16 protein-coding genes are annotated in these 15,845 nt (G+C 64.6%); 7 read left to right on the top strand and 9 right to left on the bottom strand.

Annotation, left to right across the window (positions count from 1 at the left end; translation table 11 throughout):
- Nucleotides 1-2: 2 nt before the first annotated feature.
- Both QMG84_RS15100 and QMG84_RS15095 read right to left on the bottom strand, forming a co-directional pair.
- A complete protein-coding gene (locus tag QMG84_RS15100) occupies nucleotides 3-431 on the bottom strand; it encodes an anthrone oxygenase family protein (RefSeq protein ID WP_202072142.1) in 429 nt (142 codons plus the stop codon).
- Nucleotides 432-518: 87 nt separating this feature from the next.
- Nucleotides 519-1,583, bottom strand: a complete 1,065-nt coding sequence (locus QMG84_RS15095) for a GSCFA domain-containing protein (protein WP_202072143.1) — start codon at nucleotides 1,581-1,583, stop codon at nucleotides 519-521.
- A 177-nt stretch (nucleotides 1,584-1,760) separates the two neighbouring features.
- On the opposite strand from QMG84_RS15095, the gene QMG84_RS15090 reads away from it, so the two are divergent.
- Complete coding sequence (locus tag QMG84_RS15090) at nucleotides 1,761-2,816, top strand: WcbI family polysaccharide biosynthesis putative acetyltransferase (protein ID WP_281928900.1); 1,056 nt, start codon at nucleotides 1,761-1,763, stop codon at nucleotides 2,814-2,816.
- A gap of 261 nt (nucleotides 2,817-3,077) precedes the next feature.
- Here the strand turns inward: QMG84_RS15090 and QMG84_RS15085 are convergent, their stop codons facing one another.
- The 3 genes from QMG84_RS15085 to QMG84_RS15075 all read right to left on the bottom strand — a co-directional run bounded on the left by QMG84_RS15085 (nucleotide 3,078) and on the right by QMG84_RS15075 (nucleotide 6,239).
- Nucleotides 3,078-4,334, bottom strand: a complete 1,257-nt coding sequence (locus QMG84_RS15085) for a polyhydroxyalkanoate depolymerase (RefSeq protein WP_281928899.1) — start codon at nucleotides 4,332-4,334, stop codon at nucleotides 3,078-3,080.
- Between the two features lie 147 nt (nucleotides 4,335-4,481).
- Nucleotides 4,482-5,441 (bottom strand): adenosylcobinamide-phosphate synthase CbiB, encoded by a 960-nt coding sequence (cbiB, locus tag QMG84_RS15080; protein ID WP_281928898.1) that lies wholly within the window; start codon nucleotides 5,439-5,441, stop codon nucleotides 4,482-4,484.
- 240 nt (nucleotides 5,442-5,681) lie between these two features.
- On the bottom strand, nucleotides 5,682-6,239 hold the full coding sequence (locus QMG84_RS15075; protein WP_281928897.1) for a YbhB/YbcL family Raf kinase inhibitor-like protein: 558 nt from the start codon (nucleotides 6,237-6,239) through the stop codon (nucleotides 5,682-5,684).
- 92 nt (nucleotides 6,240-6,331) lie between these two features.
- On the opposite strand from QMG84_RS15075, the gene QMG84_RS15070 reads away from it, so the two are divergent.
- The gene (locus QMG84_RS15070) at nucleotides 6,332-7,444 is read left to right on the top strand and encodes a cobalt-precorrin-5B (C(1))-methyltransferase (RefSeq protein WP_281928896.1); all 1,113 of its coding nucleotides are present in this window, start codon (nucleotides 6,332-6,334) and stop codon (nucleotides 7,442-7,444) included.
- Between the two features lie 237 nt (nucleotides 7,445-7,681).
- Nucleotides 7,682-8,200 (top strand): bifunctional adenosylcobinamide kinase/adenosylcobinamide-phosphate guanylyltransferase, encoded by a 519-nt coding sequence (cobU, locus tag QMG84_RS15065; RefSeq protein ID WP_202072148.1) that lies wholly within the window; start codon nucleotides 7,682-7,684, stop codon nucleotides 8,198-8,200.
- A gap of 136 nt (nucleotides 8,201-8,336) precedes the next feature.
- On the opposite strand, the gene QMG84_RS15060 is transcribed toward cobU, so the two are convergent.
- A complete protein-coding gene (locus tag QMG84_RS15060; RefSeq protein ID WP_281928895.1) occupies nucleotides 8,337-9,635 on the bottom strand; it encodes an O-acetylhomoserine aminocarboxypropyltransferase/cysteine synthase family protein in 1,299 nt (432 codons plus the stop codon).
- A 141-nt stretch (nucleotides 9,636-9,776) separates the two neighbouring features.
- Here QMG84_RS15060 and QMG84_RS15055 point away from each other — a divergent pair, with 141 nt between their 5' ends.
- The gene (locus tag QMG84_RS15055; protein ID WP_281928894.1) at nucleotides 9,777-10,211 is read left to right on the top strand and encodes a hypothetical protein; all 435 of its coding nucleotides are present in this window, start codon (nucleotides 9,777-9,779) and stop codon (nucleotides 10,209-10,211) included.
- Here QMG84_RS15055 and QMG84_RS15050 read toward each other — a convergent pair.
- Nucleotides 10,204-12,327, bottom strand: a complete 2,124-nt coding sequence (locus QMG84_RS15050; protein ID WP_281932030.1) for a S9 family peptidase — start codon at nucleotides 12,325-12,327, stop codon at nucleotides 10,204-10,206. The genes QMG84_RS15055 and QMG84_RS15050 overlap by 8 nt on opposite strands.
- 143 nt (nucleotides 12,328-12,470) lie before the next feature.
- On the opposite strand from QMG84_RS15050, the gene QMG84_RS15045 reads away from it, so the two are divergent.
- The gene (locus QMG84_RS15045; RefSeq protein ID WP_281928893.1) at nucleotides 12,471-12,761 is read left to right on the top strand and encodes a PsiF family protein; all 291 of its coding nucleotides are present in this window, start codon (nucleotides 12,471-12,473) and stop codon (nucleotides 12,759-12,761) included.
- A gap of 61 nt (nucleotides 12,762-12,822) precedes the next feature.
- Here the strand turns inward: QMG84_RS15045 and QMG84_RS15040 are convergent, their stop codons facing one another.
- Together QMG84_RS15040 and QMG84_RS15035 are read right to left on the bottom strand one after the other, a co-directional pair.
- The gene (locus tag QMG84_RS15040; protein WP_202072152.1) at nucleotides 12,823-13,833 is read right to left on the bottom strand and encodes a polyprenyl synthetase family protein; all 1,011 of its coding nucleotides are present in this window, start codon (nucleotides 13,831-13,833) and stop codon (nucleotides 12,823-12,825) included.
- Between the two features lie 115 nt (nucleotides 13,834-13,948).
- Nucleotides 13,949-14,191, bottom strand: a complete 243-nt coding sequence (locus QMG84_RS15035; RefSeq protein ID WP_202072153.1) for a hypothetical protein — start codon at nucleotides 14,189-14,191, stop codon at nucleotides 13,949-13,951.
- A gap of 241 nt (nucleotides 14,192-14,432) precedes the next feature.
- On the opposite strand from QMG84_RS15035, the gene QMG84_RS15030 reads away from it, so the two are divergent.
- Together QMG84_RS15030 and QMG84_RS15025 are read left to right on the top strand one after the other, a co-directional pair.
- Entirely contained in the window at nucleotides 14,433-15,107 is a 675-nt protein-coding gene (locus tag QMG84_RS15030; RefSeq protein ID WP_281928892.1) for a tRNA1(Val) (adenine(37)-N6)-methyltransferase, read from the top strand.
- A 194-nt stretch (nucleotides 15,108-15,301) separates the two neighbouring features.
- On the top strand, nucleotides 15,302-15,838 hold the full coding sequence (locus tag QMG84_RS15025) for a GNAT family N-acetyltransferase (RefSeq protein WP_281928891.1): 537 nt from the start codon (nucleotides 15,302-15,304) through the stop codon (nucleotides 15,836-15,838).
- The last annotated feature ends 7 nt before the right edge of the window (nucleotides 15,839-15,845 follow it).

The following is a 15,845-nucleotide window of genomic DNA, read 5'->3' as shown; positions in this document are numbered from 1 at the left end:
CGTTAGCCGGCCGCCCAAAGGAAGATCGCGAGGGCAAGGACGCCGATCGCCGTCTGGCCGATCTCCAGCTTGCCCCAAAGATCGATCACTTTGCGCGCCTCATGCGCAGCGTCGGCGGCGATGAGGCCGAGGATGCGGTTGTTGAGCGGCACGATCGCCCAATAGGTGTAGGGCCATGACGCCAGAATAACCAGGGCGCCGAACAGCCAGCGAATGTCGTCGAGCTCGCGAAAGGCGATGAAGCCGAACAATGCGGCAATCGCCGCCAATCCCGCGAGCACAATGAAGCCGCGATGATCGGAGGGCTCCCATTCCTTGATGAGCGCATCGTCGCTCAAAGCGAGACGCGCCGGCTGCTCGACGTAATTCACGTAAAGAGAGGCGCCGGTAAAAGCCCCCGCAGCGGCGAGCGCAAGCGAAGCTACGATCATGTTCGATCCTTTGGAAATCGGCTGTCGGCTCGGTGGTCATGAAGAATTCAGCGGATCGGCGCTGGCGCCGATCCGCCGATCGCCGTCTCACGCAGACTCGATCGCCTCCTCGTCGCAGACGACGCGGGCGCTGGCTTCGGCTTCCGCCGCGACGTCGAATTTCAGCGAACGAATCGCTTCCTCCTCGCGCGCCTTGTCGGTGAAGTGATCGAAGAACATCTTCATTGTGCGGTCGATGCCATGCGCATTGATGCGCCGCGTATCGTCGCGATAGAAGCGTCCCGTATTGGGGGAGATGTTCACGAGATCAAAGGAGGGGAAATAGGCGATGTTCGGGCGCGCCCGCACGACCTCGTCCGCCGCCGCCCGCAAAATAGATTTGACGGCCACATTGGAGACGGCGACGTGCCGGTCTTCGTAGGTCGCGATGATCCCGACCGGCGACACGCTCAGGATGATGCGGACTTTCGGATTGACCTCGCGAATGCGATCCACGGCGGCGAGGAAGTCGCGCACGACTTCGCTCACCGTCATATTGTAGAACTCGTAGACGTTTTCGTCCCATGTCCCGCCGGCGACGCCGGGCGCGAGCTGCAAGATCGCGCCATCCGCCTTGTGGCGCCAGGTCTCGGTATGGCCGAAGGTGAAGACGAAAACGTCCATCGTCTCCAGCATGTGACGCACGGCGGCGAAATGGCTTTCGCGATCGGCGCGCATCGCCTCGACCGTCTCATAGGCGTCCGGCTCGATGCGCGGGCGGAAGGGGTCGACAAAGCGGCCGTCCTCCGGGCGATTCCAGTAATCGAGCGACGGCGTGAAACGCCCATAGACGCGCTCGATCAACTGCCGCAATTGCGCGGTCGTGTAGAGATTGCCGTAGCGGCAGGAATACATCGAGTAGTTGCGCCGCAGCGCTTCCTCGGCCGACATCCCCTGCGGCGGTTTTTCGGCGAGATAATAGGTGTAGCCGCTCGTCTGCAGGCGATGGGCGATTTCCTGCGCAAAGCAGCTTCCCGCTGTCGCCACGCGATCTTCGCGGGCGATCTTGAAGGGCATGGAAATCACCGGGTCGATGGCGAAGGGCGGCAGTCCGGTCACAGCCTTGCGCCAGAAGCGATGGTCGGGTAGGGAGCTATAGGGGTTGTCTGCCAAGGGCAAACTCCTCGTCGATTCGAATCGATCTTCGCAAACGGACCTCGTAGCGCTCGTCTTCGTTGCGCATATGGCGCGCCGTTGCGTGTGAGCGGACCATAGACGCGGCGCCGCCTCTTGTCACCAGCCCAGGGCCGGAAGACGGGACGCGCCCCGGCGAAACTGGTGAATGACCGTATGTTATCTCAAATCGACAAGCAGATTTTCCGCACCTGGCGCCAATATGCGGTCGAGCCGCACATCGCCAAGCTGACGGGCCGCGTTATCCGCGCCACGGGGCCGCGAATCGCCGTTATCGGCAATTGTCAGGCATTCGGGATCGCCTATGCGATGAAGGTCATGAATCCGAGCGCCGTGGTCGATCACTTCTCGGCGATCGGCCACGCCAAGGCCTCGATGGACCTTCTGGTCAAGACGCTGGATACGTATGATTACATCTTCACGCATGATTTTCTCGCCGGCCATTTGCGCGGCGGTGGAGATTCGGAGGAGCTGCGCAGCCGCCTGCCGAAGACGACGCTGACGCCCGCGATCAGTTTCGCGGCGTTTCATCCCGACCTCATCTATATCGAGGACAAATCGCAGCCGCTGCACGGCTTCATCTTCGGGCCGGTCGGGCCCTATCATTCGGCGCTCGCCCTTTTCGCCTACCGCGCGGGGCTTTCGGTCGACGAAGCGCGGGCGCTGTTCAATGAGAATGTCTTTCAGGCCCTGGGCTATTTCGATGTCTGGAACGACGCTGCGCGAGAGCTGCTCGAGACGTCGAAAGCGCGTTTCGGCGTCGATCTCTCGGAAGACCTCATGAAATGGGCGCGCCGCGGCGTCTTCATGTACAGCATCTTGCATCCCAAGAGCTTCGTGCTCTTCGATATTGCGCGGCGGATGTGGGAGAAAGTCGGCCTGAAGCCGCCGTCGACGGATTTCAGCTATTACGAAATCCACGACCTCGCGCGCGCTGAAATCTTCCCGGTCTATCCGGGAATCGCCAAAGTGTTCGGCGCGCAGGGCGGCTATCTGTTCAAGCTGCAGAACCACCATCTCGCCAATTCGGTCGGCGATTTTCTCAACCTGCCGCAATATCTCACGGCGTCGTTCAAGACCTATGAAAAGGCGGGCCCAGAGCGGCTCTCCAATGCGCGCGTCGATGCGTGGATTGCGGATGAGCAGACGAAAAATCTGCTCCTTGGTCTCGCCCGCGAAAACCTCAAAGCAGGGCTGACGCCGACGTTGTAAGCGGCGCAGCGGGGACCACGAGCCTTCAGGCTCGCCGGAGACTGGGGCCGTTGACGCCCTTCGTGCTTCGAGACGCCTGCTGCGCAGGCCCCTCAGCATGAGGGGCTTCTGCATCTGCGCCAAACACTTAGGCCTCATCGTGAGGAGCGAGCGACGCTCGCGTCTCGAAGGACGAGGCCGCCTCGGAGGTTTATCGAAAAGCTGGCGAGCCTTCAGGCTCGCTGCCCTTTCTTTAGCGCGCCTGAAGGCGCGCGGTCCCCTTCAGGCTTCGACTTTCTCGATTTCGCTCGTGAAGGCGCAGATGCGCGGCGCGATGTCGCGGCGGAAGCGCGAGCCGTTGAAGACGCCGTAATGGCCGACGCCCAGTTGCAGATGATGCGCCTTACGCGCATCGGGGATGCCGGGGCAGAGCGCCTGCGCCGCAAAAGTCTGGCCGACGCCTGAAATATCGTCTTTCTCGCCCTCGACGGTCAGCAGCGCCGTGCGGCGGATCGCCGCGAGGTCGATAAGCTCGCCGCGATGGCGCAACAGGCCGAGCGGCACCTCGTGCCGGATGAAGACGTGCTCGACCGTCTGCAAATAGAATTCGGCGGTGAGGTCCATCACCGCGAGATATTCATCATAGAAATCGCGGTGCTTTTCGGCCGAGTCGCCGTCGCCTTCGACGAGATGGTTGAACATTTCGAGATGCGCCGAGACATGGCGCTCGATGTTCATCGCCATGAAGCCCGAAAGCTGCAGGAAGCCCGGATAGACCTCGCGGCCCATGCCGGCATGCGGGAAGGGCACGGTGTGGATGCAGTGCCGACGGAACCAGTCGATGCCGCGCTTCTCGGCGAGCTGGTTCACGGCCGTCGGATTGACGCGCGGGTCGATCGGGCCGCCCATCAGCACCATCGAGTCCGGCGCGGCGGGGTCATTCGCCGCTTCCAACGCGGCGATGGCGCAGATCAGCGGGACAGAGGCCTGGCAGACGCCGAGCGTATGCACCGGCTGGCCGTCCTGCGCCAGATGGCGCAGCATGTCCTCGAGATAATCGATGTAATCGTCGAGATCGAACCCGCCGTCGATCAGCGGCACGGTGCGCGCGTCGGCCCAGTCGGTGATGTAGACGTCGTGGGTCGGCAGAAAGGCTTCGACCGTGCCGCGCAGCAGCGTGGCGTAATGGCCGGACATGGGCGCGACGATCAGCAGCTTCGATTGCTTCGGCTCCTCGCCCTCGAAGGCCCGCTTGAAATGCAGCAGGCCGCAGAAGGGCTTCATCCAGACATGCTCCTCGACGATCGAGACCTCGACGCCGTCGATGGTCGTCGTATCGAGTCCGAAGAGGGGCTTGCCGTAGCGGCGCGTCATGCGCTCGAAGAGCTCGGCGGAGGCGGCGATGCTGCGCCCGAAGGACGTATGCGAAAATGGGTTTAAAGGGCTCTTGATCGTATGGAGCAGGGCGTCGGTCGCCGCGCGCGCAGGCGCGAAGGCCAGATGCAGCATCTCATAAACCTGGTACGACATACGGTCCATAATTACGCGTCTCCCGGCGCTTCTACGCCTCCGTTATGTTGCGCTGCACAATACCCCTTAACATATTCGAATTCCGGGAAAATGAAAGGGCGAGCTCCATCCGGTTGTCCGGGGGAAAGGATCTCGCGTTTATCCTTGAAAAACAGACTATCTAGCGCCCGCGAGGGCGCCGACGACCATAATAAGCCAAAGCATGGCCAGCGCAGCCTTGTAAATCCTCAGTGCGCGAAAAATATCGCCAGCCGTCGCGTCGCGCCGTCCGCTTCCCAGCGTGGCGCCGGCGATTTCGAGGTCGTGATAGCGGCGCGGACCGCCGAGCGAAAGTCCCAAGGCGCCGGCCATCGCCGCCTCCGGCCAGCCGGCATTGGGCGAGGCGTGCTTGGAGGCGTCGCGCAAGGCGGTCTCATAGGCGTCCCGCGCCGGCGCGCCGGTCGCCCATGCGGCTGCGACGATTAGCCCCGCCGCCATGCGGGCGGGCATCAGGTTGAAAAGATCGTCGCAGCGGGCCGCCGCCCAACCGAAAGCGAAATAGCGCGCGGATTTGTGGCCGATCATGCTGTCGGCGGTGTTGACGGCCTTGTAGAGCAGCGCGCCGGGCAGGCCGAAGAGCGCGAGAAACAGCGCCGGCGCCACGACGCCATCGGAGAAATTTTCGGCGAGACTTTCGATCGCCGCGCGGGCGACGCCGGCTTCGTCGAGCAGGGTAACGTCGCGGCCCACAATTTTACCGACCTCGCGGCGGCCATCGTCGAGCGAGCGGGAAAGCCCGCGCGCGACATCCGCCACATGGGCGTAAAGGCTCCTTTGCGCGAGGAGGCTCGAAGCGAGGACGGCAAGCGCGATCCAGCCGTAAGGGAGCGAGAGGGCGAGGTTTTCGATAATCGAACCGGCGACGAGCGCGGTCGCGGCGAGCGCGACGAGCGCGACGGCGCCCTTGGCGCGGCGCAGGGCGAAAGGGTCGCTTTCGAGATTGAGGCGCTTGTCGAGCGCTAGGATGAGCGCGCCCGCCCATGTGACAGGGTGGCCGACGCGGCGGAAGAGCGGGTCCGGATAGCCGCAGAGAGCTTCGATGGCGAGCGCGAGCAGCGCGGTGGCGGGGTTGGTCATGCAGTCGTCAGCAACGGCGCATGACGACGACCCTGTCATTCCCGACGCGCGCGAGGCGGGCGATCGGGAATCGAGAGCCGAAGGCGCGCGCGGTCGCCCTGGATTCCCGGTCAGGCCTTCGGCCCGCCAGGAATGACAACCCCGTCATTGCGAGGAGCGGAAGCGACGAAGCAATCCAGGAGCCGAGATGGCGCTCTGGATTGCTTCGCTTCGCGCGCAATGACGGATGCGCCACGCCCTTTACCGCCCGAACAGCCCAGTGATGGACGCCTTGGCCAGCGCATTGCCGTTGATGGTGAAGCCGGCGACCGCCGTGCGGCCGTGCGCCGCGTCGCCGAGCTTGTCGATCTTCAGCGCATAGACCGTGAAAATGTAGCGATGCGGCTTGCCGGGCGGCGGGCAGGGGCCGCCATAGGCCTTTTCGCCGAAGTCGGTTTCGAGCTGATGCGCGCCGGGCGGCAGCTTCTTGCCGGAGGCGTCGCCGGCGCCCTGCTCGAGGCTGCGCACATCCGGGGGAATATCGACAACGAGCCAGTGCCAGAAACCGGCGCCGCCCGTCGGCGCGTCGGGATCGTGGACGAGCACGGCGAAGCTCTTCGTGCCGGCCGGCGGATCGCTCCAGCTGAGCGCCGGCGAGAGATTGCCGCCCGTGCAGCCGAAGGAGTTGTAGACATGCGTCATGTCGATGGTCTTGCCCTCGGCGATGTCCGGGCTTTTCAGCTCGAAGGCCTGCGCGCCGCCGGCGTCCGCCGCCGCAAGCGCCGCAAAGGCGAAGAAGGACGAAAGGCTGCGTCTCATGGGCCAAGCTCCCTGTCGAATGAAACCGGCGCTCCTTTTAGCGGATCGTTCGGCCGGTGTCGCGTTGCGCGGCGACTTGCTAAAGAAGACGCATGACAGACGCGCCAAAAGATCGCCCGCTGCGCCGGGGCTGGACCACCGGCGCCTGCGCCACGGCGGCGGCGCGCGCGGCTTATCAAGCGCTTGTCACGGGCGCGCCGCCGCCGGACCCTGTGGAAATCGCTCTACCCTCCGGCAAGCGCGTCGCCTTCGCGCTGGCGGAGTTTACGCGCGGCGATGATTTCGCCCGCGCCGGGGTGGTGAAGGACGCCGGCGACGATCCGGACGTCACCCACGGCGCGTTGATCCGCGCCACTGTCCGCCGCGCGGCGCCGGGCGCGGGAGTGTCTTTCAAGGCGGGGGAGGGCGTGGGCGTGATCACGCGTCCCGGCCTGCCGCTGCCGCCGGGCGAACCCGCCATCAATCCCGTGCCGCGCCAGATGATGCGCCAGACGATCGCGGAGGCTGCTTCGCGGCTCGGCGTTGGCGCAGACGCCGAAATCGAGATTTCCATTCCCGGCGGCGAGGAGATGGCGAAACATACGCTCAATGGGCGACTGGGCATTATCGGCGGCCTCTCCATTCTCGGCACGACGGGCATCGTCACGCCTTTCTCCTGCGCGGCCTGGATCGACAGCATCCATCGCGGCGTCGATGTCGCGCGGGCGAGCGGGCTCACGCATATTGCGGGAACGACAGGCTCGACGTCGGAAGCCGCTGTGAAGAAGCTCTATGATCTTCCCGAGGCGGCGCTGATCGAAATGGGCGATTTCGTCGGCGGTTTCTTGAAATATCTGCGCACGCATCCGGTGGCGCGCGTAACGATCGGCGGTGGATTTGCGAAGATGACCAAGCTCGCGCAGGGCCGGCTGGATTTGCATTCGGGCAGGTCGAGCGTGGATTTCGCGCGGCTCGCGCAGAGCGCGCGGGCGGCCGGCGCAAGTGATGAGATTGCGCGTAGAATCGAAGAAGCGAACAGCGCGTTGGAGGCGTTGCAGATCGCGCAGCGCGCGCATGTCGATCTCGCGAGTGAAATCGCCAGGCTTGCCTATGCGACCGCGGCGCAGACGCTGGGCGCCAGCGAAACAGAGGTCGAAGTGATCGTCTTCGATCGCGAGGGCGGCCTTTTGGCGCGCACCGGATTCAAAAGAGCCGAGCATGTTTAATACGGATTTCTCTCGGTGTCATTCCCGACGCTCGCAAAGCGAGCGATCGGGAATCCAGGGCCGAACCAGCGCTTTTGTGGCTCTGGATTCCCGGTCGGGCTTTCAGCCCGCCGGGAATGACGGGTGGCATGACCGCAAGGGCCCGTCATTGCGAGGAGCTGGAGGCGACGAAGCAATCCAGAGCCTCCGCGCGGCGGCTGCTGGATTGCTTCGCTTCGCTCGTACTGGAAGTGCGCGATGATTGAGAATCCGCGTCTCACTTTCGTCCTCGGCGGGGCGCGCTCGGGCAAGAGCGCCTATGCCGAAAGCCTCGTGATGGCGCATCCCGGGCCGTGGACTTATATCGCGACGGCGCAAGCCTTCGACGATGAGATGCGCGCGCGCATCGCGACGCATCAGGCGCGTCGTGGCGGCGAGTGGCGCACCGTCGAGGCGCCGCAGCATTTGCCCGAGGCGATTAGCGCCGCGCCCGCGGATTTGCCGCTGCTGATCGATTGCCTCGCCATCTGGCTCTCCAACAGAATGTTTGTCGAAGCCGATCTTATTGCGGATCGCGCCGCCCTGGTCGCCGCTTTATCAGCGCGCGAGGCGCCGACGGTTGTGGTGTCGCCGGAGGTGGGACTGTCGATCGTGCCCGAAAACGCGCTCGCCCGCGCCTTCCGCGACGCGGCCGGCCTGCTGCATCAGGAGGTCGCGCGGATCGCTAAGGATGTGGCGCTGGTTGTGGCTGGGTATCCGATGAAGGTGAAGTCGTGAGAGCCCCCTCCCTGTCCCTCCCCCGCTAAAGCGGGAGAGGGGACGCTCGCGATCCGCATTCTCGATGAAGGCGACACTCTGCTCCCTCTCCCACGAAGTGGGGGAGGGCTGGGGAGGGGGCGCTAAGTCGAGGGGGTCAAACGCCTGCCGCTGTTAGCCCTTTCTCCAAATCCGCGAGAATATCGTCGATATGCTCGAGGCCGATCGAAAGCCGCACATAGCCGGGCGTCACGCCGCTCGCGAGCTGCGCTTCCTCGCCGAGCTGCGAATGCGTCGTTGTCGCGGGATGGATCGCGAGGCTGCGCGCGTCGCCGATATTGGCGACGTGATAGAACATCTCCAGCGCGTCGATGAAACGCCGGCCGGCGTCGGCGCCGCCCTTGAGCTCGAAGCCGATGAGCGCGCCATAGCCACCCTTGAGATATTTGTCGGCGCGCGCGCGTGTTTCGCCGCTTTGATGCGAGGGGTAGATGACTTTCGTGATCTCGCTACGCTGGCCGAGGAAATCTGCGACCTTTTGCGCGTTGCTCACATGGCGCTCCATGCGCAGCGTGAGTGTTTCGATTCCCTGCAAGGTCAGAAACGCGTTGAAGGGCGAGGGCGCGGAGCCGAGATCGCGCAGCAGCGTCGTGCGCGCTTTGATGATATAGGCGACGGGACCGAGCGCCTTGACCGCCTCGACCCACACAGCGCCGTGATAGCTCGGATCAGGCGTGTTGAGCGCCGGCTGGCGCGCCGGGAACTTCTCCCAGTCGAAATTGCCGCCGTCGATGATGGCGCCGCCGATCGACGTGCCATGGCCGCCGAGATATTTCGTCGTGGAATAAACGACGATCGCCGCGCCGTGATCGAAGGGGCGCGCAAGAAGCGGCGCCGCCGTATTGTCCATGATGAGCGGAACGCCATATTCGCGGCCGATCGCCGCCACTTCCGCAATCGGGAAGACTTCGAGCTTCGGGTTGGGCAGCGTCTCGGCGTAATAGGCGCGGGTGCGCTCGTCCGTCGCGCGGCGGAAATTCTCGGGGTCGGCCGGATCGACGAAGCGCACGTCGATCCCCTGGTCCTTCAGCGTATTGGCGAAGAGATTCCAGGTGCCGCCGTAAAGACCGGTGGAGGAGACGATATTGTCGCCGACGCGCGCGATGTTCTGGATCGCGAAGGCCGAGGCCGCCTGGCCGGAGGAAAGCGCCAGCGCGGCGACGCCGCCTTCGAGCGCGGCGAGGCGCGCTTCCAGAACGTCGGTCGTGGGATTGCCGATGCGGGTGTAGATCGGCCCGAGCTCCTTCAACGCAAAAAGATTGGCGGCGTGCTCGGCGTCGCGGAATTGATAGGACGTTGTTTGATAAATCGGAACGGCGACGGCGCCGGTAGACTTATCCGCGCGCCAGCCTGCATGAAGCGCAAGGGTTTCAGGATGTTTTGATTCGATGGCCATGGCAATTTCCTCCTGCAAAGCTCAATTAAACGAAAAACGCGGCGCAAGGCGATCTTTTCTTGCCGGCTTTGGCGGCTCTCCCATCTAGGCTCTTGGGGCTTGCCCGGTCCGCCTCGGGGGGCGGCGGCAGGAGTGGACGCCATGAAGAAGTTTGTCGTGATCTCCGCCCTTCTCGCGGCGGGCGCTTTTGCGCCGGCGCTCGCGCAGGATCAGGGAGATCCCAATCCGCCCGTCATCCCAGGGCCGCAGAAAAAACCCGCGATGAACGAGGAAACGGGCGGCGCCGGGCCGGCCGTCGTCTCGCAGGAAACCGGCGACGCTTCGGGCCCCGCAACGGCCGCCGGGTCGCAGGGAGCCGGCGACACCTCGGGCCCCGCCGCGGGCACGAATGTGCAGCCGCCGACCGTGGTGCAGAAGGATAATCCGGAGGCGCAGAAACACGCGTCGCCTGCCGGCGTCGCCGGCCCGAGCGGAACGGCGGCGGGGTCGCCCGGCATCGAAGCCAAGCGCGGCACGCAGGGCGGACGGGAATGGCTGCCGCCGGAGGAAATCCAGCGCAAGCGCCCCTCTATGTAAGGCGCGCCGCGCAGGCGATGGCGAAGGCGTATTCGAGCGCCGTATCCTCCAGCGCCTCGAAACGGCCTGACGCGCCGGCGTGGCCCGCGCCCATATGCGTATGGAGCAGCACGGGCCCGCCGCCTGTCATGGTCGCGCGCAGCTTCGCGACCCACTTCAAGGGCTCCCAATAGGTCACGCGGGGATCGGTCAGTCCCGCGATGGAGAGGATCGGCGGATAGTTCTGCGCGCGAATATTGTCGTAGGGGGAGTAAGAGGCGATCCGGTCATAGACCTGCGGGTCGGCGATCGGATTGCCCCATTCGAGCCATTCGGGCGGCGTCAGTGGAAGGTCGTCGCGCAGCATTGTGGCGAGCACGTCCACGAAGGGCACGCCGGCGATAACGCCCGCGAAAAGCTGCGGCGCCTCATTGACGATGGCGCCCATCAGCATCCCGCCCGCCGAGGCGCCTTGCGCGACGATCGCGCCTTCGCGCGTATAGCCGCAAGCGATGAGATGACGGGCGCAGGCGATGAAGTCCGAGAAAGTGTTCGTCTTCTTGTCGAGCTTGCCGTTTTCGTACCAGCCCCAGCCCTTATCGGTTCCGCCGCGCGTATGCGCGAGGGCATAGACGAAGCCGCGATCGACGAGCGAGAGCGCATCCTCGTCGAAGTCCGCCGCGAGTGAATGGCCGTAGGCGCCATAGCCGTAGAGCAGCAGCGGCGCGCCGTCGCCGCCGGGCGTGAAATCCGCGCGATGTAGGAGCGTGACCGGGATGCTTTCGCCATCCTGCGCCGGCGCGAACACGCGGCGCGTCACGTAATTCTTCGGGTCGTGCCCTGAAGGAATTTCCTGCCGCTTGCGGAGAACGCGCGTGCGCGCGCCCATGTCGTAGTCGTAGGTTTCTTCCGGCGTGGTCATCGAGGCGTAGACGAAACGCAATTGCGTCGTATCGAACTCGAGCCCGGCGTCGAGCTCCAGCGCATAGGCTTCTTCCTCGAAGGCGATGGCGTGCTCGTCATTGGTTTCGAGATCGCGCACGACAATGCGCGGCAATGAATTCTCGCGCAACATCCACACCAGATAGCGCTCGAAGACCGTGAAGGTCACGATCATGGCGCCGGCGCGCAGGGGGACGACATCGCGCCAATTGGCGCGCTGCGGCGCGTCGAGCGGCGCGACGCAAATGCGGAAGTCATCCGCGCCGTCGGCGTTGTTGTGGATATAGAGAAGCTCGCCGTGCGGCTCGACGCCGTAGCGCAACTTCGGCTCGCGCTTGGCGACGAGTCGCGGGCGCGCCTCGGCGTCGCGCAGATCGACGAGCCAGCATTCGGAAGCGTCATGGCCGTGGATCGTGACGATGGCGAAGCGCCGGCAGCGGCTTTCGTCCAGTCCGACGAACCACGCGCTGTCCGTCTCTTCGAGTATGAGGCGGTCGCTCTTCGGATCGGCGCCGACGATATGGCGGAAGACCTGCGCCGTGCGATGGTTCTCGTCGACGCGCACATAATAAAACGCCGTCGAGTCGGCGCTCCAGACGATGGAGCCGTCGGTGTCTTCAACGACGTCGTCGCGATCCTTGCCGTCGCAGAGCGCGCGCGTGCGAATGGCGTAAAGCTCGGAGCCCTTGTCGTCGACGCTCCAGGCGAGCTGCGCATGGTCGGGCGATTGGGCGGTGTCGCCGATGTCGAAGAAATCGTGGCCCTTCGCCAGCGCCTCGCCGTCGAGCAGCACGGTCTCCGGCCCGCCGTCGCGCGGCGTGCGGCAATAGAGCGGATGCTCCGCGCCGTCGCGGAAACGGCCGTAATAGGCGTAGGGGCCGTCCTTGTCGGGGACGTCCGCGTCGTCCTCCTTGATGCGGCCGCGCATTTCCTTCACCAGCGTCTTGCGCAGCTCTTTCAACGGCGCAACGACTTTGGCGCAATAAGCGTTCTCGGCTTTCACCAGCGCGGCGATGTCTTTTGGCAAAGTCTTCGGATCGCGCAGCACATCCCGCCAATTCTGCGCGGCGAGCCAAGTATAGGCGTCGTCCAGAACGCGATCATGGGTGATTTTCTGAAAGGGGCGGCGTTCGGCGATCGGCGGCGTCGCGGTCAGATCGAATTGCGCCGAGCTTCTTTTCTTGATCTCGATCATATTTCCCTTGTTTTCCAACTTGCTGGCGTTGTCGAGACATTTTCTCAAAAATGTCATAATCTTGGTCCGGCCACGCTCGCGTAAGCGTGTGGTCGAGGGAGTCACGAAGCCGCGCGGGCTTCAATAACAATAAAAGAGACGTCATGTACAAGAGCATCAAGATTCTTTCCGCCGCCAGCGCCTGCGCCGCGCTGCTCGTCGTTTCGGCCCATGCCGAGACCGTTTGGAAGCCGCCGGCGGAGATCGCCCAGAAGGCTGGCGACGCTGGCGCCGCTCCGACCGCCGCCGCCCCTGCCGCGCCCGCTCCGGCGGCTGCGCCCGCTGCGCCCGTGTCGAAGGCCGAAAAGGAAAAGAGCTGCGCCGATCAGGCTGTCGCCAAGGGCCTCAAGGGCAAGGCGAAGCGCCAGTTCAAGGCCGAATGCGTCAAGGCCTAAAAAATAGGCCGGCCGCGAGGGGCTCGCGGCCGGCGTCTCGAATGCTTGCTTGGCGCGTCGTTCAGTAGACGCGCTCGATACAGAAATCGACTACTTCGAGCAGCGCGTCCTTCCAGGGCGAGGCCGGGAAGATCTCCATGGCGTCGCGCGCGATCGCGCCGTAATGCGCGGCCCGCTCGATCGTGTCGTCGAGCGCCTTGTGCTTCTTCATCAGGCCGCAGGCGGTCTCGACGTCGCCGTCGTTGATTTCGCCCTTCTCCAGCGTGCGCCGCCAGAACTCGCGCTCCTTCTCGCTGCCGCGGCGGAAGGCGAGCACGACCGGCAAAGTGATTTTGCCCTCGCGGAAATCGTCGCCGACATTCTTGCCGAGCTTGGCGGAGGAGCCGCCGTAATCCAGCGCGTCGTCGATGAGCTGGAAGGCGATGCCGAGATTCATGCCGTAGCTGCGCGCGGCGGCCTCATCCGCCTTGGGCTTGCCGGAGAGCATCACGCCCACCTCGGCCGCGGCGGCGAAGAGCTCCGCCGTCTTGCGGCGGATGACGCCCATATAGGCGTCCTCGGTCGTCGTCGTGTCCTTGGCGGCGTTGAGCTGCAGGATTTCGCCCTCGGCGATGACGGCGGCGGCCTGGGAGACGATGCTGAGCGGCGGGATCATGCCGGGCTCGACCATCATCTTGAAGGCGTGGCCGAGCAGGAAGTCGCCGACGAGCACGCAGGTCTGGTTGCCCCAGAGCATGCGCGCGGCGATCTTGCCACGGCGCATGTCCGATTCGTCGACCACGTCGTCGTGCAGCAGCGTCGCCGTGTGCATGAACTCGATGCCGGCGGCGAATTTCAGGTGCCCGTCGCCCTTGTAGCCGCACATATTGGCCGTCGCGAGCACCAGCATCGGCCGCAGGCGCTTGCCGCCAGCCGAAATCAAATGGTTGGCGACCTCCGGGATCGTCGTGACGTCGGAACCCATGCGCTGGATGATGAGCTGATTGGTGCGCTCGAGGTCCGGGCGGATGAGTTCGAGAAGGCTCTCGAGGCCCGCGCTTTTCTTCTCTTCGAGCGGAATAACGATACCCACGGACCCCCCTGCGGACAAAACAACCTAGCTTTGGGAATTTACGTCCTTGCGTCCTTACCGGCAAGTCGACGGCTCCCCTGCCTGCTTGCCGGCTTTTTTGGGGCGCCGCAAGCGGTTAGTCGAGCGGCTCCTCGATCTCGGCGGCCAGCGTCTGGGCCAGCCGCTCGCTTTGCTCGGCAAGGCGCGAGGCGAGTTCGGAGAGGCGACGGCCCGAGTCGGTCTCGGCGCCAGCGCATAAATCCTGGATCGCCCATTCCAAGCCACGGCAGCATATGGCTAATTGGCTCAGCCGGGCGCCGAGCTCCGCTTGCGGGACGGGACCCTGATTCTTAACATTGCCGTAGAGGCGGATCGTCATGGCAAAGACCGGTTTTGGCGAGATTAGCGGCAGAACATGCGTCGTCTTGCCACGGGGCGCGCGAGCGTAAGCTTAATCGAATGGCTAAAATTTTACCGAGCGCGTGAAGGCGCGGCCGCGCCAAAGACATAAGCCAATGGATTTCAGCGGGATGCCCGCCCGGTCGGGGGAAAGTTAAAAATACTTCATATTGTCGACGTCACGCTTGTGGACAGCGGACGCGCGTGGAACTGTCCGGGCAATGAGCATCGAAGCGGCCGATGGTTTTCTCGACGGCAGGCTGCGCCTGAAGCAGGGGCGCGGCCATCGCGCCGGCCATGACGCCGTGCTGCTGGCCTCCCTCACGGACGCGAATCAGACAGGGCTCATTCTCGACATTGGCGCGGGGGCGGGGGCCGTCGGGTTGATGGCGGCCACGCTCGCGCCCGCCGCGACGGTCGGCCTCGTGGAGATCGACCCGGAGAGCTGCGGGCTGGCGCAGGAGAATGTCGCGCTGAATGCGCTTTCGGGGCGCGTGTCGGTTTACTGCTGCGACGCGACGTCGGCGAAATCCCGCCGCGCGGCGGGGCTTGCGGAGGAAAAGGCGGCGCTCGTGCTCACCAACCCGCCCTTTTACGAAGCCGACCGCGTGCGGGTGACGCCCGACCCGGACAAGGCCCGCGCCCATGTCGCCGCCGTGCCGCTGGCCGAATGGGTGCGCGGCTGCCTTGCCTTGCTTGCGCCGGGCGGCGTCTTCGCCATGGTCCACCGCGCCGACGCTTTATATGAGTGCCTCGCTTCAGTTGCGGGGCGGCTCGGCGGTGTCACTGTACGGCCGGTCTATTCCCGCCCCGGCGCGCCGGCGGTGCGGATTTTGGTGACGGGGGTGAAGGGCTCGCGGGCGCCGATGCGCGTGTTGGAGGGGCTGGTCGTGTGAGTTCAGACGAGACGCTCTCTCAGTTTGGACACACAGGGACTCATCGCCGTCATTGCGAGGAGGCGGAGCCGACGAAGCAATCCAGGGCAGCGATGCGGCCCTGGATTGCTTCGCGTCGCTCGCAATGACGGGCTCTGGGCAAAACCAGCGCTTTTGTGGTTTTCGATTCCCGATCGCCAAGAATAAGATTCCCCATGCGAGCCAATCAAACGGAAATGGAATCAGACGCCGAGAAGCCCTTGTGGCGGGCGATGAGACCAGGCGATCTCGAAGAGGTCTGCCGGATCGCCGTTGGCGTCCATCCCGGACTGCCCGAGCGGCAGGAGGTTTTCGAAGAAAAATTCCGGTTGTTCCCCGCCGGTTGCTTTGCTCTGGAGCAGGGCGGATCGCTCGTCGGCTACGCCATTTCCCATCCCTGGACGCTTTTCGAGATTCCGCCGCTCGACGCTATTCTCGAAAGATTGCCGCCCTCGCCCGACTGTCTCTATCTGCACGACGTCGCGGTGATCCCGGCCGCGCGCGGGTGCGGGGCGGCTGCGCAATTGATGGACCGGCTCTGCCTCCTCGCCAGCCGGGAGGGCGTCGGTTTTATTGCGTTGGCGTCTGTCTATGGAACGGGCCGCTTCTGGCGCGCGATGGGGTTCGCGGCTGCTTCCAGCGACAGGCTCGCCGAAAAGCTGCAGAGCTACGGGCCAAGCGCCTGCTATATGGTGAAGAAGCTCTCGCTCTGAAGCTGCT

It is taken from the genome of Methylocystis iwaonis, assembly GCF_027925385.1.
Lineage (GTDB): Bacteria > Pseudomonadota > Alphaproteobacteria > Rhizobiales > Beijerinckiaceae > Methylocystis > Methylocystis iwaonis.
This window is presented reverse-complemented; position numbering and strand designations above follow the sequence as displayed.

Excerpts from the sequence above, each read along its gene's own strand:
- cobU (WP_202072148.1), top strand. The coding sequence starts at position 7,682 with ATGATTGAGAATCCGCGTCTCACTTTCGTCCTCGGCGGGGCGCGCTCG.
- QMG84_RS15060 (WP_281928895.1), bottom strand. The coding sequence starts at position 9,635 with ATGGCCATCGAATCAAAACATCCTGAAACCCTTGCGCTTCATGCAGGC.
- QMG84_RS15075 (WP_281928897.1), bottom strand. The coding sequence starts at position 6,239 with ATGAGACGCAGCCTTTCGTCCTTCTTCGCCTTTGCGGCGCTTGCGGCG.
- QMG84_RS15035 (WP_202072153.1), bottom strand. The coding sequence starts at position 14,191 with ATGACGATCCGCCTCTACGGCAATGTTAAGAATCAGGGTCCCGTCCCG.
- QMG84_RS15025 (WP_281928891.1), top strand. The coding sequence starts at position 15,302 with ATGCGAGCCAATCAAACGGAAATGGAATCAGACGCCGAGAAGCCCTTG.
- QMG84_RS15030 (WP_281928892.1), top strand. The coding sequence starts at position 14,433 with ATGAGCATCGAAGCGGCCGATGGTTTTCTCGACGGCAGGCTGCGCCTG.
- QMG84_RS15090 (WP_281928900.1), top strand. The coding sequence starts at position 1,761 with ATGTTATCTCAAATCGACAAGCAGATTTTCCGCACCTGGCGCCAATAT.
- QMG84_RS15045 (WP_281928893.1), top strand. The coding sequence starts at position 12,471 with ATGTACAAGAGCATCAAGATTCTTTCCGCCGCCAGCGCCTGCGCCGCG.
- QMG84_RS15050 (WP_281932030.1), bottom strand. The coding sequence starts at position 12,327 with ATGATCGAGATCAAGAAAAGAAGCTCGGCGCAATTCGATCTGACCGCG.
- QMG84_RS15085 (WP_281928899.1), bottom strand. The coding sequence starts at position 4,334 with ATGGACCGTATGTCGTACCAGGTTTATGAGATGCTGCATCTGGCCTTC.
- cbiB (WP_281928898.1), bottom strand. The coding sequence starts at position 5,441 with ATGACCAACCCCGCCACCGCGCTGCTCGCGCTCGCCATCGAAGCTCTC.
- QMG84_RS15100 (WP_202072142.1), bottom strand. The coding sequence starts at position 431 with ATGATCGTAGCTTCGCTTGCGCTCGCCGCTGCGGGGGCTTTTACCGGC.
- QMG84_RS15070 (WP_281928896.1), top strand. The coding sequence starts at position 6,332 with ATGACAGACGCGCCAAAAGATCGCCCGCTGCGCCGGGGCTGGACCACC.
- QMG84_RS15055 (WP_281928894.1), top strand. The coding sequence starts at position 9,777 with ATGAAGAAGTTTGTCGTGATCTCCGCCCTTCTCGCGGCGGGCGCTTTT.